Source organism: Bacillus sp. DNRA2 (assembly GCF_012843265.1).
Lineage (GTDB): Bacteria > Bacillota > Bacilli > Bacillales > Cytobacillaceae > Bacillus_BU.
The window spans coordinates 11,927-26,796 of the sequence record NZ_JABAIT010000002.1 but is presented as its reverse complement, the minus strand read 5'-3'; the positions used below and the strand labels follow the sequence as shown (position 1 = coordinate 26,796).

Annotated in this window: 16 protein-coding genes and 1 riboswitch; of the genes, 10 read left to right on the top strand and 6 right to left on the bottom strand. The window is 38.9% G+C overall.

Annotated elements, in window-relative coordinates:
* Positions 1-267 precede the first annotated feature (267 nt).
* Positions 268-1,164 carry a mechanosensitive ion channel family protein gene (locus HHO41_RS02620; protein ID WP_348981216.1) on the top strand — a complete coding sequence of 299 codons (897 nt, stop codon included), beginning with the start codon at positions 268-270 and terminating at the stop codon, positions 1,162-1,164.
* A 31-nt stretch (positions 1,165-1,195) separates the two neighbouring features.
* Here the strand turns inward: HHO41_RS02620 and HHO41_RS02615 are convergent, their stop codons facing one another.
* Complete coding sequence (locus HHO41_RS02615) at positions 1,196-2,455, bottom strand: cation:dicarboxylate symporter family transporter (protein ID WP_169095601.1); 1,260 nt, start codon at positions 2,453-2,455, stop codon at positions 1,196-1,198.
* A gap of 432 nt (positions 2,456-2,887) precedes the next feature.
* On the opposite strand from HHO41_RS02615, the gene HHO41_RS02610 reads away from it, so the two are divergent.
* The gene (locus tag HHO41_RS02610; protein WP_169095288.1) at positions 2,888-3,385 is read left to right on the top strand and encodes a competence protein ComK; all 498 of its coding nucleotides are present in this window, start codon (positions 2,888-2,890) and stop codon (positions 3,383-3,385) included.
* Positions 3,386-3,409: 24 nt separating this feature from the next.
* On the opposite strand, the gene HHO41_RS02605 is transcribed toward HHO41_RS02610, so the two are convergent.
* The 4 genes from HHO41_RS02605 to HHO41_RS02590 are packed head-to-tail and all read right to left on the bottom strand — an operon-like array spanning position 3,410 to position 7,607.
* Positions 3,410-4,534 (bottom strand): endospore germination permease, encoded by a 1,125-nt coding sequence (locus HHO41_RS02605; protein ID WP_169095287.1) that lies wholly within the window; start codon positions 4,532-4,534, stop codon positions 3,410-3,412.
* Between the two features lie 16 nt (positions 4,535-4,550).
* Positions 4,551-4,784, bottom strand: coding sequence for a hypothetical protein (locus HHO41_RS02600; protein WP_169095286.1), 234 nt, complete (start codon positions 4,782-4,784; stop codon positions 4,551-4,553).
* A gap of 2 nt (positions 4,785-4,786) precedes the next feature.
* Complete coding sequence (locus HHO41_RS02595; RefSeq protein ID WP_169095285.1) at positions 4,787-5,983, bottom strand: Ger(x)C family spore germination protein; 1,197 nt, start codon at positions 5,981-5,983, stop codon at positions 4,787-4,789.
* Positions 5,984-6,011: 28 nt separating this feature from the next.
* Complete coding sequence (locus HHO41_RS02590) at positions 6,012-7,607, bottom strand: spore germination protein (protein WP_169095284.1); 1,596 nt, start codon at positions 7,605-7,607, stop codon at positions 6,012-6,014.
* 177 nt (positions 7,608-7,784) lie between these two features.
* A riboswitch (TPP riboswitch) is annotated at positions 7,785-7,894 on the top strand.
* Positions 7,895-7,996: 102 nt separating this feature from the next.
* On the opposite strand from HHO41_RS02590, the gene thiW reads away from it, so the two are divergent.
* The 7 genes from thiW to HHO41_RS02555 all read left to right on the top strand — a co-directional run bounded on the left by thiW (position 7,997) and on the right by HHO41_RS02555 (position 13,588).
* Positions 7,997-8,515: an energy coupling factor transporter S component ThiW gene (gene thiW / locus HHO41_RS02585; RefSeq protein WP_169095283.1), complete on the top strand. Its 519-nt coding sequence runs from the start codon at positions 7,997-7,999 to the stop codon at positions 8,513-8,515.
* 33 nt (positions 8,516-8,548) lie between these two features.
* Positions 8,549-9,856, top strand: coding sequence for an acetylornithine deacetylase (locus HHO41_RS02580; RefSeq protein ID WP_169095282.1), 1,308 nt, complete (start codon positions 8,549-8,551; stop codon positions 9,854-9,856).
* A complete protein-coding gene (tenA, locus tag HHO41_RS02575) occupies positions 9,846-10,520 on the top strand; it encodes a thiaminase II (RefSeq protein ID WP_169095281.1) in 675 nt (224 codons plus the stop codon). The genes HHO41_RS02580 and tenA overlap by 11 nt, the downstream gene beginning before the upstream one ends.
* A complete protein-coding gene (locus HHO41_RS02570) occupies positions 10,513-11,295 on the top strand; it encodes an ABC transporter ATP-binding protein (RefSeq protein ID WP_248278346.1) in 783 nt (260 codons plus the stop codon). The genes tenA and HHO41_RS02570 overlap by 8 nt, the downstream gene beginning before the upstream one ends.
* Positions 11,292-12,038, top strand: coding sequence for an ABC transporter permease (locus tag HHO41_RS02565; RefSeq protein ID WP_169095279.1), 747 nt, complete (start codon positions 11,292-11,294; stop codon positions 12,036-12,038). Before HHO41_RS02570 ends, HHO41_RS02565 begins: the two co-directional genes overlap by 4 nt.
* 2 nt (positions 12,039-12,040) lie before the next feature.
* A complete protein-coding gene (locus tag HHO41_RS02560) occupies positions 12,041-13,054 on the top strand; it encodes an ABC transporter substrate-binding protein (protein WP_169095278.1) in 1,014 nt (337 codons plus the stop codon).
* A gap of 81 nt (positions 13,055-13,135) precedes the next feature.
* Complete coding sequence (locus HHO41_RS02555) at positions 13,136-13,588, top strand: flavin reductase family protein (protein ID WP_169095599.1); 453 nt, start codon at positions 13,136-13,138, stop codon at positions 13,586-13,588.
* Positions 13,589-13,649: 61 nt separating this feature from the next.
* Here HHO41_RS02555 and HHO41_RS02550 read toward each other — a convergent pair whose 3' ends face one another.
* Positions 13,650-13,916: a hypothetical protein gene (locus HHO41_RS02550; protein ID WP_169095277.1), complete on the bottom strand. Its 267-nt coding sequence runs from the start codon at positions 13,914-13,916 to the stop codon at positions 13,650-13,652.
* Positions 13,917-14,059: 143 nt separating this feature from the next.
* Here HHO41_RS02550 and HHO41_RS02545 point away from each other — a divergent pair, with 143 nt between their 5' ends.
* The gene (locus HHO41_RS02545; protein ID WP_348981211.1) at positions 14,060-14,842 is read left to right on the top strand and encodes an NRDE family protein; all 783 of its coding nucleotides are present in this window, start codon (positions 14,060-14,062) and stop codon (positions 14,840-14,842) included.
* Positions 14,843-14,870: the final 28 nt, after the last annotated feature.

Genomic DNA, 14,870 nt, shown 5'->3' with positions numbered 1-14,870 from the left:
TAAATTCAATTAATTATTATTCAATAATTATTATTAACAACATATGTATGATGATAACATAAAAAACTAGGTAAAAAAGGACGAAAAGTGAACAAAATATGACTAATTTGTGACGAAGGTCACTTTAAAATATATTTGGATATGTAGGGTTTTTTTGCTACATAAATCATGATAAAAAGAGGTATTTAATCTGAAAATTGACCATGTTTAATTCAAAAAGCGTTATAATTTTTATAATAAATAACAATGGGAGAGGAATTATTGATAGTGGACATTTGGACTGATAAATTACTGGAGTTCTTTGAAATAGATTGGGGTACTGTAAAGGATTATTTTGCTTCAATATTTTTGACTGGTATCACTTCCTATTTTGTGATTCGATTGTTGCGATTTTCCCTTCATCAATTATTCAAGCGGACCAATATTATCGATGAAAAGAAAGAGAATACGATCGAAAGTGTCGTAAGAAACACCGCTAATTATGTGCTGTTTTTTGTGATTTTATTTGCTGCGATACAGCCGTTTGTAAGTAATTTAAAAGACTTTATTATGGCTGGAGGAATCATTGCTGCGGTTGTTGGTTTTGGGGCACAAAAGGTTATTAATGATTTGCTGAGCGGAATGTTTATTATTTTTGAACGCACCATTCAAAAAGGGGATTTTATCAATATCAATGATGAGCAAGAGGGTGGAACGGTAGAAGAATTAGGCTTTCGAGTGGTCAAAATTCGCTTGTTAAATGGAAAACTAGTTACCATTTCTAATGGCGAAATTCGCAAACTTGTCAATGGATCAGTCAATATGAGGCGAGTATTTGAAAGTCTGATTGTCTCATTTAATGAAGACCCGGGTAAGGTAAAACAGTTATTATTAGCGGTATGTGATGAATTAAATGAACGGCATAAGGATTATTTGTTAATTGATCCAATAACAGGGGAGTATCGGGAACCGTATCAATTTTATGGCCTACATTCATTGGATGCAAGCCCGATTGGGTATAAATTCTCGATCACAGCTTCCGTTAATGATGTCAATTACATCATGGCGGCGCGTGAAACAAAGGAGCTGCTAGCGCAAAAAATGCATGATCACAATATCCTCATGCCTGCGCAACAGATTGTCTTGCAAAGTCAACCAGAGCATGAAAAGTCATATACAAAATAAAAAAGCTGCACGTGGCAGCTTTTTTATTTTGTTATGATACTTTTTCCACATCATGAACAATCGCTTTTTGAGGTCTGAATTCGCCTTCCCATTTTGAGATGACTGCAGCAGATAATGAGTTCCCGACAACGTTAACAGCTGTTCGTCCCATGTCAAGAATACGGTCAATACCAGCAATGAAAGCAAGACCTTCAACGGGAATGCCGACTGTGCCAAGTGTAGCTAGTAAAACGACGAATGAAACGCCTGGTACACCTGCAATTCCCTTTGAGGTAAGCATTAACACTAACATAAGGGTAATTTGTTCTGTAATCGGCAGATGAATTCCGTACATTTGCGCAATAAAGATTGCTGCTAATGCTTGATACAAGGTAGATCCATCAAGATTAAAGGAATATCCGGTAGGTATTACGAAAGAAGTAATTGATTTTGGACAACCAAAGGTTTCCATTTTTTCAATTAATTTTGGTAGGACGGTTTCAGAACTTGCGGTACTGAATGAAAGGATTAACTCATCTTTTAACATCTTTAACATGCTAAAAAAGGCTATTCCATGCATTTTTGCGATTCCTCCTAGTACAACGAAAACAAAAAATAACATTGTTCCATAAACAACTAAAATAAGTTTTCCAAGAGGAATAAGTGATGTGACGCCAAATTTAGAAACGGTAACCCCGATTAAAGCAAAAACCCCGAATGGAGCAAATTTCATAATTTGGTTCGTAACATAAAACATTGCATCAGCAGTGCCCTTAAAGAAATTCAACACTGGTTTTCCTTTTTCTCCAATTGCAGCAATTCCGATCCCAAATAAAACGGAAAAGAAAATAATGGCAAGCATTTCACCATTCATCAGTGCTTGGAAAATATTCGTTGGCACAATGTTGACAAAAGTATCTACAAAGCTATGTTGTGCTGTAGTCTCAGTGGTCTCAACATATTTTGTGATATCAGTTTTGGTTAACTCGGACATATCAACGCCACTACCAGGTTTGAAGATATTCGCTGATAATAATCCAACGACAATGGCGATGGTTGTAACAATTTCGAAGTAAAGAATTGTTTTGCCACCAAGCTTTCCGAGCTTCTTCATGTCACCAGTTCCGGCAACTCCGACAATAATACTCGCAACGACGATTGGAATCACAATCATTTTAATTAAGCGGAGGAATATATCGCCGATTGGCTGCAAGTAGGTTTGAACTGCAGGATTTCCATAGAAAACGGCACCTACGGCAATACCTAAAAGTAAGCCAATAAAAATCTGAATGGCTAATCCGTACTTTTTCATCATTATCACTTCCTTTTGTTATTATTTTATTATTCTACAAAAATATATCCTATCAGAAAATGGACAATTTTCAAATGCAAGAATTGGCAAAATTCAAGAAACGAATAAATAAAATAATTCAGAAGAAATTGCCTTTTTGTACAATTCGATTAAATTGTAAATAAATCTTCATATGTTTTTGTATTATTTTAGAAAATTATTGTTGGATGGATAAACCTATTTATAGGAAATTTATAATTTATTTGGAAATATTAATATTTATTAGGTGGTGGTGTATTGTTGAGTGGGTCGTGCCAAAATTAAACCCTTAGGAACTCGTCTGGAAAACTGGTCCTAAGGGGTTGGTAAGTTGGACATGAGGCCAACTATGATTAGTATACTCCTTTTATTTTATGATTGGAATATAACATTTAAGGTAGGGGGACTAATTATTTGAAGTGTAGGGAAAAATATGTAATCAATGAAAATACTGTTTGTATTAAGGGGAAAATCGATGATTACAATCGTCCATACTCAATGATTATAGAGTGTGATCAAGATTTTTCGGTAAGAATGAGTCCGGTTGATATTGTCGATACGAGCTTGCGTTTTTACTGCTCTAGCTTAAAGGGAGCAAGTGAGGGTGCGCGATCTGTGTTAGGAAATATTAGTATGCTACCTCTAGTAATCTACGCGCCATTAGATCTCTACATGTTTCCGAGCTTTTCTCCACATCGCTTAGACTGTATTTGGTTTTCTGTCAAACATATTCGGAACTTTGAAGCAATGGAAAAAAAGAACACCATAGTCTATACAAAAACTGGTCAAACCATTACTTTGGCCATGAAAAAGGATCGATTTGAAAGAAAATGGCAGCGAGCATCCCAACTGAGATATGTCACAGAAGAAAGGATGAGAAAAGCAGCTACAAAATCGAAAATCTGGTCTTAGACTGGGTTTTCTTTTTTTTGATGCTTAAAGAGGTTTGGAGACTTCATTTTGTTTATTTTTTCTTAATTTTGATTTTGCAATATCAACCGATAACAACATGAGTGGAAAAAATAATCCCATTACGGCTGATATCAATGTCCAATAAGATCGTACAAAGTAATGAAAATCTATGATATTGGAGAATTGGAGCGTTGATAGAACTTGGACGATCATTCCAAGCGGCAATGTCAGTATTTTATAATTCTTTAATCGAAATGTTTGTGCAATACTTAATACCATAGCATAAAAACTAATGACGGCTTTTAAATATAGCGTGATAAAAATAAATGCCCCAGCAACAATTTCAATTCTTTGTATGAAATTCCCAATGTCAATTTTTTGCGCAAGCATATATGGTGAATAGTTTAATCTCGAAGTAACAGGTGCGCTAAGTACAGCAATGGATAGTGTAGTGATAATAATGATGATTATTCCGCCGATAATAGTCGATAAAACAAAATTCAGTTTAACCCTTTTAGGTTTATTTATAAAAGGAGTTATCATTAAAATTACAAATAAATTTAAATAAGGTGCCCCAAGAATATCGAAGGTCCCATGTAGTACAGGCTTCATACCAAATTCTAAAAAGGGTGTAAGATTTACAATCTTTATATGGGGGAGCAGAAACAAGATAGCGAATAAAATTAACATAAAGATATGGGGGAAGAGCATTTCTGTTGTCCTAGCAATTGGCTCAAGTCCCAATCTTACTGCCATGATAATTACAAATAAAAATAATATCTCGATTGCTTGAATCGGTGTTTCAGGTAAAATATGCGTGGTAATCAAGTCACCTGAAATACGGACAAATATTGAAGTAATGAATAAATAAAATATAAAGAAAAGGATTGAAACTGCTCCGCCAATCCACTTTCCTAAAATTTGTTCAGACAATTGTGTAAGTGTTATTTGGGGATAACGCTCTGACATGTAACCATAAAGAAGTACCAGTAGAACGCCACAGCCTAATGATAAAATCGATGAAAGCCACCCATCCTGTTTGGAAAAAGTAGATGTGATTGTCGGAACGGTAATAATCGAAGTACCAATTGTGTATGCGATGATGATTACCGATAATTGGAGGTTGGATATTTTTCCTTGTTCAATCACTGCGAATCCTCCTTTCTTATGTAAGTAGGCGTTCAATCCATTTGCTAACGGGCTCAAATAGGAAAATGAGCCAATTAACAGGGTTTGGAATGGTTATCCTTAGCGCAGATAAAATACTTAATACCGTACCACTAATAAGGAAAAAGCAAAACACAATCATCTCTTTTGTTGCCTTATCCTGTTTTAGCTTTGGGATTTCAAACCAAGCAATCAGCAAACTAATGATAAGAATACCGGCTGATGGGATCAATTTTATTCTCCTCTAATCTTATTGATAAATGATTCATTTGAAACGCCAGTCCGTCTTATTTTGATATTTGAATGGATATTAACATCTAATTCAATAAAGTGGCTATTCCAATCCTTTTTAAGTGTTCTCCAGGCTTTTGGGTCTGCACGGTGGATGACTTCCCCGAATCCATATATGTCCACACCTAGTTTTTGCGCTTTTTTTATAGATGTTTGGAGAATATTGACGTTAACTTGATTGACGGATTTTTCTAGTTTACGAATCGTTTCAGGTTTTGTTAAATCAATATTACAGGCTACTTCGCCAACGTTAGCCTCAGCAAATATATCGACATTTATTTTTGGCTTTCCATTGATAACTTTTCCGGAAATTTTTGATTTAGAGCGAATAATCTCTACCACAAGTTTTTCATCTTCTAGACAAGGAACATCACCAACTGTATTGGTGACATTGTCAGTAATATAGTTATAGCCCTTACTTTCCTTCTCATTGAGCCAGCCAATTAATTTATCCTTTTTGAAGACAGCAATATCTTTATATTTAAGCCGGGCATAAGGCTCGATTCTCGTTACATTTTCCATTGAGGCGGCTTTGTTTACATTTCCTCTTATCGTGATACCAGTCAGAACTGCATTCTTTCCTTCACTTGTCAAATCATTAACTAATTCATCCATTTGGACCGCAATGGTCGGGGCCCATGCTTTTTCTGAAGTTTCCAGTGAAGAATGGAGCTTGTTAGCTGGAATTTTTTCGATGGACGTTAGATTCTCGAGAATCTCATTACCCTTTACACCTTTCGCAACTGCAATATAAAAATCCTTTCGAAATTCCGGATCGCGTGTCAACAACTCTAACGGTTTACTGATTCCCTCTCTCGCTATTTCCTCGCCAACGACAAGCATTTGTAGATGGGAAAAATAAAGCTTGCGGGGGCTAACCGTTGTCATGCGGCGAATGGCTTCAAAAATATATTTTCCCTTCTCGGTATAGGTAGTGACGGGTGAGCGTCCGCTTCCACCTTTTTGAGAGGCGACTTCATTTGGCTCAACAACCTGTGCGGTGATTACATACCCTTCTTCACATTTATCGATTGACATTGCGACTACTAAAGCGAGTTCGTTTAATTCCCGTCGGTTCCAGCATCCTGTAACCATCAGAAGGCAAGGAATAAAGATCAAGAAAAATAACAATTTCTTCATTCATTTCGTTCCTTTCCTTTTCAATCGATTAGTCCTGTTGCCGTTTCATGTTTTTCTGGTTTATCAAGCGCGGCCTAGAAAGCATTTTCCAATGGGGTACTCTGAATAACGTGTCACGTTGATCCTCTAAAATAAAAGGTCCAAATGGCGCCATATAAGGAATTCCAAAAGATCTAAGGCTATTTAAATGTAACAGGAGAGCTAATAAACCTAGCGTGACTCCATATAAACCAAAAGAAGCAGCTAACGCCATCATCCCAAATCGTAACATCCGAACTGAAATGGCCATATTATAAGCAGGAAATACAAAGTTTGCTATCGCTGTAATTGAGACGACAATGACCATCGAAGCGGAAACAATTCCTGCTTCAACCGCAGCTTGACCAAGTACTAATGCCCCAACAATAGATACCGCTTGACCAACTGCTCTAGGCATTCTGATTCCAGCTTCACGAAGAATTTCAAAGGTTACTTCCATCATGATGGCTTCAACGAAGGCAGGAAATGGAACACCCTCACGTTGAGCTGCCAAGCTTATGAGTAATTGGGTCGGCAGCATTTCTTGATGATACGTAGTTACCGCAATATAGAAGGAAGGTCCAACCAAGGCGATTAAAAAACAGATGATTCGCAGTATTCTTAATAAGGTGGCGATATCAGCACGCTGATAGTAGTCCTCTGCCACTTGAAAGCTTTGAATAAACAACGCTGGAACAATTAAAACAAACGGAGTGCCGTCCACAATGATTGCAACCCGACCTTCTAATAAACAGCCAGCAACCACATCAGGTCGTTCTGTATTATAAATGGTCGGAAAGGGTGTATATGTTTCATCCTGGATTAATTCTTCAATATAGCCACTCTCAAGTATTCCATCAATATCAATTTTATCTAAGCGACGATGTACCTCTTCGACAATCTTGTCGTTAACAATTCCGTTAATATACATCACAGCAATATTAGTTTTGGTGACTCTGCCAATTTTTTTCGTTTCACATAAGAGATTTGGATCGCCTATTTTTCGCCGAATCAACGCAGTGTTTGTTCGAAAGTTTTCAGAAAAGCCTTCACGAGGACCACGGACAACTGTTTGTGATGCCGGCTCTGTGACACCGCGGTCCTCCCATCCAATCGTCGAAGCGGAAATGGCATCTTTACAGCCTTCAATTAAGATGACGGTATTTCCTGAAAGAACCGCATTAAAGAGTTGGTCAAAATTTTGTATTTCTGAAATCGCCCCAATGGTTAGTCGACATTTTTCAATCCAATCAATGATTTTTGTTGAACGAACACCTTCATCAAGTGAGTGAACTTCAAAAGGCTCGTTCATCAATGATGTCAAAATAAAATGTTGAATCATCATTGAATCAGCTAAACCATCTGTATAGATAACGGCAGATTTGATTTTCTTCCCCATACCAATACGAAATTCCCTAATGATGATATCCGAGCTCTTTTCAAATGTTTTTTTGATGTGTTGTAAATCTTGATCAAATATACCAGAAAGCAGATTTGTAGACTCAATCGAATCAACAGAATCAACAGAATCAGCTAAAACTGTTTCATCCTCTTGTATGGGACTTTTTAGTTTAGTGGGTTTTACGATTTTTCGAAACCTTCGCATTCGAGCAATATTCCTTTCGAGTTCTCTTTATAATAGGAATTCCCTCAATTTAAAAAATCATGCTAAATTTTTGGCTTTTACAGTAATGTTTTCCAAGCGAATTTTATCAAGATTAGTAGAAAACACTTGAAAGATGTAGAAATTATGTTAAGGTAGTTATAAATTGAATATTAAATCATTTCACACTGGGGGTGCCGGGGGTTGGCCGGCTGAGATAAAGATCCATTTCTTTGACCCTTAAACTTGATCTGGGTAATACCAGCGTAGGGAAGTGTATTCATTTTGTATACATTTACAGATTCCTCATGCTGGAGTCTGTTTTTTATTTGGACTCCAATTTGCAGAGTTTGTTCTGCCTCCCAGTGTGTAAATACAGGGAGGTTATTTTTTTGCGTAAAACTCAGAAACTTACACTTTCAGCGATGTTGGTTGCCATAGGAACACTGACTAGTCACGTCTTTTTTATCCCACTAGGGGTCATTAAAGTGTTTCCGATTCAGCATTTTATTAATGTTCTATCCGCTGTCATGCTTGGGCCGTATTATGCGGTGGCGCAAGCCTTGTCTGTTTCAATTTTGCGGAACATCATGGGAACAGGTTCCGTTTTTGCTTTTCCTGGCAGCATTGTTGGTGCTTTTTTGGCTGCCATTTTATTTGAAAAATCAGGAAAAGTATTGTTTGCTTACGTTGGTGAAGTATTCGGCACGGGTATCCTTGGGGCTATGTTATGTTATCCAATCTCAGTGCTGTTTTTAGGAAAAGAAGCTACATTATTCGGATTCATTCCAGCGTTTATTTTAAGTTCCTTCGTTGGCGCATCGCTAGGGTATTTACTCTTAAAGATTTTTATGAAAAATCCTGTAACAGCACAGACCTTATTAGAAGCAAGGGTTCCAAAAAAAGATTAACAATCTAGATATATTTTTGAAGGAGTGAATTCAATGGGGCCAATAGCCAATCAAGAGTTGCAAGGGCTATTAGATATGGTTGAACATCGTCAAGATGAAATAATCGAGTTAGTGAAGAAATTAATCTCTTATAAGACGCCCGCTCCACCTGCTCGCAATACAGTTGAGGCTCAAACCTATATCACAAAATATCTAACAGAATTAGGTTTTTCCATCGATATGTGGGATGTCTATCCAAATGATCCGAATGTAGTAGGGACCTTAACAGGAACTAATCCTGATCAGTATAAGAGCTTGATTATTAATGGACACGTTGATGTGGCTGAAGTTGGTGAGGAAGAGGAGTGGAAAAGCGATCCATTCACACCCGTTGTGAAGGATGGTGCGATTATTGGCAGGGGCGCAAGCGACATGAAGGGCGGACTTGCGGGTGCATTATTTGCGATTCGGTTATTGCTTGAAGCAGGAGTGGAGTTACCAGGAAACCTTTTGTTCCAGTCGGTAATTGGTGAAGAAGTTGGTGAGGCTGGAACATTGCAATGTTGCGAGCGTGGGTTTACGGCTGATTTTGCTGTTGTTGTGGATACGAGTGATCTGGAAATTCAAGGTCAAGGTGGTGTCATAACAGGCTGGATTACAGTAAAAAGCAAGCAATCCTATCATGATGCCACAAGGAGAAATATGATTCATGCTGGCGGTGGATTAATGGCTGCAAGTGCGATTGAAAAAATGATGAAAATCATCGGTGGCCTTCAGGATTTGGAGCGGCATTGGGCAATCACAAAAAGTTATCCTGGCTTTATTCCTGGAACGAATACAATCAATCCAGCGGTTATTGAAGGAGGAAGACATGCAGCGTTTATTGCTGATGAATGTCGCTTATGGATTACAGTGCATTATTATCCGAACGAGCATCATGAACAAATTACAAAGGAAATCGAGGAACATATTTTGCGGGTATGTGATGGAGATTTTTGGTTAAGGGAAAATCCACCTAGTTTCAAGTGGGGGGGACGGTCGATGATTGAAGACCGCGGTGAAATTTTTCCATCATTAGAATTGGACCCACAACATGCTGCTGTTCAATTGCTCGCTAATTCACATGCTGCAGTTACATCTGAACAGGCAAAACTTACGGTTTCACCATCAGTTACCGATGGGGGCTGGTTTGGAGCAGCTGGTATCCCGGCTGCGATTTATGGTCCAGGTGATTTGGATAATGCTCATCGCATGAACGAACAAGTAAGGATTAAGCAACTGCTTGATTTTACAAAGGTTATGGTGAAATTCATTTATGAGTGGTGCCATACACCAAAAGAGGTGACAAGAGATGAAGTTTAGTGAACGCTTATATGAAAAATTAAAACCGATTTGGCGCCAAAATCATGCCCATCCTTTCGTAAAAGGAATGGGTGATGGGACAATGGAGCAATCAAAGTTTCGTTTCTACATGATACAAGACTACTTATACTTAATTGATTATGCAAAATTATTTGCGCTTGGAGCAGTCAAAGCGCCTGATGTTGAAACGATGGCAAAATTTGCGAGATTGCTTGATTCAACATTAAATGAAGAAATGGCGTTGCACCGCTCTTATGCTGAAAAATTTGGTATTAGTGCAAGCGAGCTAGAGGAGGCCAAACCTTCGCCTATCACTTTAGCTTACTCTCATTATATGCTCCATGTTGCTAACAATGGAACGTTGGCTGAACTCGTTGCAGCACTCCTTCCTTGTATGTGGAGTTATTGGGAGATAGGCAAGGAACTTAGTGAAATTCCTGGAGCAAGTGCGCATGAGCTATATGGCGAATGGATTAATAATTACGCTTCAGATGAGTTCGGAACACTAGCAACTTGGTGTATTGACTTACTTGATGAGTTGACTATTGGAAAATCGGCACAGGAACTAGTTCGGTTAGAAGAGATTTTCCTTAATACTACTCGTTATGAATTCATGTTCTGGGATATGGCCTGGAATGAAACGATGTGGCCAACCGATGTGTAAACAAAATCTTGCTGTGCAGTTTACGAATGTGAGCTTCAGCTATGAAACCGGCTCAAAACGGGAGCGGACGAAAATTTTAACTGATTTTAATCTCGATATATTTGACAAGGAGTTTGTCAGTGTAATAGGACCTAGTGGCTGTGGGAAAAGCACATTATTTAGACTTATCTCCGGCTTGGAAGAGTCAGAGAAAGGGGATGTGTTGATAAACGGTCAGATACACAAGAACCGGCTAGGTCAAGTGGGCTATATGCCACAGCAGGATTTGCTGATGCCGTGGCGGACGATTGTTGAGAATGCAATGTTACCGTTGGAATTAAAGGGAATTAAAAAGGAAGTCGCAGAAAAACAGATCCTTCCACTCCTTGATGAATTTGGGTTGGCAAAAGTAGGGGATTACCATCCAAGTGATTTATCTGGTGGAATGCGACAACGGGTTTCGTTTTTACGAACCATATTAACTGGTAGTAATGTACTACTACTGGATGAACCGTTCAGCGCCTTGGATGCAATAACAAGACTCTCGATGCAAGAATGGCTTCTATTCCAATGGGAAAAGCGAAAAAAGACAGTGCTTTTTATAACTCATGATGTGGACGAAGCGCTATTTTTGTCCGATCGAATTCTGGTGTTTACAAATACACAGGGTGCTCAATTGGAGGAAATTTCTGTACCGTTGAATCGACCACGTACATTGAAAGATTTACATAAGCCGGAGTTAATATCGTTGAAAGAATATTTACTGGATCAATTGAGATTGAAGGTGGGGCAATGAAAGCTCGAAGTTCGTATCTCGCCCCAAGTTTGTTGATTTTAGTATTAGTATTCTGTTGGGAGATTGGTGCGAGATTGATGGCCATGCCCTATATTTTGCCGGCGCCGTCAGAAATTGCGAATAAGCTATGGGTGCTGCGCTCGACGCTTTTATTTGATCACTTGCCGGCTACATTACTGATCGTTGTGATTGGACTTGGTATTTCAATTGTGCTTGGTGTGGGCTTAAGTGTGTGGATGCATGCCAGTAAAACGATTGAACGTGCTGTTTACCCGTTGATGATTGTGTCACAAACGATACCGACCATTGCTTTGGCGCCCATCTTTGTGCTTTGGTTTGGTTATTCAATCTGGAGCAAGGTCGTCGTCACCGTCCTGATCACTTTTTTTCCTATCGCCGTCAATACTTTCGATGGCTTAAGGTCGAGCAATAAAGAGTTACGTGAACTGATGCTGACGATGGGGGCAAAGAAAAAGGATATTTTTCTAAAACTGGATATCCCTTCAGCACTGCCTTTCTTTTATTCAGGCTTGAAGGTGGCCTTCCCGTTAAGTGTCATTGGTGCGGCGATTGGTGAGTGGCTCGGTGCTCAAGCTGGACTTGGATATTTTAGCAGACGAATGATGACGCAGTTTGATGGTGCTGGTGTTTTTGCGCCAATCATCCTCTTATCACTGCTTGGAATTGGGTTGTTTTTAATTGTCATTTTAATCGAAAAAAGATCATTTAGATGGAGGAAGTAGACATGAAAAAATGGATGATAGTAAGCGTTTCGTTACTGTTGGTATTAGTAATGACAGCATGTGGAGCGAAACAGCAAAATGGCGGGACTAAGGCTGGAAAGTCTGAAGATCTTTCGCAAATTGATATTATGCTAGATTGGTATCCAAATGCCGTTCACAGTTTCTTATATGTAGCGGAGGAAAAGGGTTATTTTAAAGAAGAAGGCCTGAAGGTAAACATCCAGTTTCCAGCAAATCCAACCGATCCGCTGAATCTTGCAGCAGCAGGAAAAATCACGATTGGTCTTTATTACCAACCTGATGTAATTATGGCGCGTACAAACGAAGGGGTACCGGTTAAATCGATTGGTGCGATTGTCCGTTCTCCGCTAAATTCGGTAGTTTATCTAAAGGACAGCTCAATAAAAACGCCTAAAGACCTAGAAGGTAAAACGGTTGGTTATCCTGGAACTCCGTTAAACGAAGTCTACCTTGCTGAGATGATAAAGCATGATGGTGGTAACCCTGATCAAGTGAAATTAGTTGATGTTGGTTTTGAATTGGTACCATCGCTTGCGACAAAGAAAACTGATGCGGTGATTGGCGCCTATGTGAACCATGAAGTACCGATTTTAAATGCGAAGGGAAGCAAAGTCGATTATTTTGATCCCACTGACTACGGTGTCCCTAGTTTTTATGAATTAGTGGCGGTTACTGGTGATAAGACATGGAAAAATCAACAAGATGAGATTAAAGCCTTCTGGCGTGCGGCAACAAAAGGTTATGAATTTACGAAGAAAAATCCAGATGAGGCATTGGCGATTCTGTTGAAATATCAAGACGAAGCGAACTATCCATTAGATGAAAAAATCGAGAAGGAGAGCCTCGAAATCTTGCTTCCGAAAATGGAATCAGAAGCTGGCTTTGGAAGCCAAACAAAAGAGTCATGGCAAAAATCAGCTGATTGGTTCAAAGAAAAGGGTGTCATTAAGAAATCCCCTGCAATCGATGACATGTTTGTCAATCTGGCAGAATAATCATATACGAGAATGGTTTTTGTAATCTGACTTTCCTAATGACGTTGGTGGTTTACTCAATAGACGGGAGGTTGTCTTGTGATGGATGAGCGTTCGTTCAGAAAGGCAATGGGGAAATTTGCAACCGGCGTTACGGTAATCACAACGGAAGTGGACGGGCAGGTTCATGGGATGACGGCAAATGCGTTTATGTCTGTGTCGCTTAATCCGATGCTAGTTGTTGTATCTATTGGTGAAAGGTCGCAAATGCTCGCTAAAATAAAACAAAGTCAAAAATATGTAGTCAATATTTTAGCAAGCAATCAGCAAGAACTCTCGATGATTTTTGCTGGGCAAATCAAAGATAAACGAGATGTGGAGTTTAGCCGGTTTAGTGGGCAACCGGTGCTTGATGGAGCGTTGGCGCAGGTTGTCTGTGAGGTCGTCAATACGCATGTTGAAGGCGATCACACTTTGTTTATCGGCAAGGTTGCGGATTTGGCAGTGGTCGATGAGGGTGAGCCACTCTTATATGTGAACGGGCAATATCGATAGGGGGGGTATTGGGATGAGGGCACTTAAGAGGATAATATGTTTCCTCTTAAGTGCCCAATTTTTATGAATCAACCTCACTATTCTTATCATCATGAGTCGGATGAGCACCAGGGTATTGGCGTGGCAAGTCTTGGTGTAAGTTCCGATTTTCATAAGTAAATGCGCTAAAAAATTGCTGACCATCTTGCCATGGTGTTGATTTATTCTCGACGGGATTATTTACTCCAACCGGTGAGCCATATGGACCCTCAGGAAATTCCTCCGTCGTCAAAAACTCATGTTGTTTTTCCTCAGTATTCAAATTAGAGTATTTCGGTTCTCTACCCATTCGAAAAAACCTCCAGTGTCTTGGATGAAACCAAAAAAATGCGATTCAAGCTGGATTTTGCTATGATAGCTTTATCATGTCACAAAAGGCTTCAAACTATGTAGTGGACAAAAATCGCGAGTAAAAAAAGAAAACATAATAAAATGAACAAGAGAGTTGTGATTGTTTTGTGTTTAATCCTATTTGCTTATCAGGTCGATCCGAAATATAAACTGATTGTTGCTGCCAATCGGGATGAATTTTACGCAAGACCAACTGCGCCTGCCCAGTTTTGGGAGGACCATCCTGATATTCTCGCTGGTAGAGATTTAAAACAAATGGGAACTTGGATGGGGATTACTAAATCGGGAAAATTTGCGGCGTTAACGAATTATCGAGACCCAAGTGAAATAACTGACGGGAATCGGTCGCGCGGTGAGCTGGTCGGCAATTTTCTAAAAGAGGAGTTCCCTCCACAAAACTATTTAGAATCAGTTGCTAAAAATAAGGATGATTATCCAGGCTTTAATCTGTTAGTTGGAGATGCTAATCAGTTATTTTATTATGCTAATATTGAGAATGAAATTCACGAGCTTCAACCAGGAGTGTACGGCCTAAGTAATCATTTGCTAAATACAGAATGGCCTAAGGTCAAAATTGGAAAGGCTGGTTTACAAAAAATAATCAGCACAGGTGGTGACAATTTTGATGAGGAATTGTTTGCATTATTGCAAAATGCTGACGAAGCACCTGATATCGAGCTCCCGAAAACTGGTGTAACACTCGAATGGGAGCGTGTGCTTTCAGCTCTGTTTATCCAATCGGAGAATTACGGAACTCGGAGTTCGACTATCTTGAAAATGACTGATGCTGAAATCGAGTTTAAAGAAAAAGTTTATGCAAAAGAAAGAATAATTGAACAGACATTCACTGTTAAATATAAGTGAACGTAAATAAATCCAATTCCACATCAAC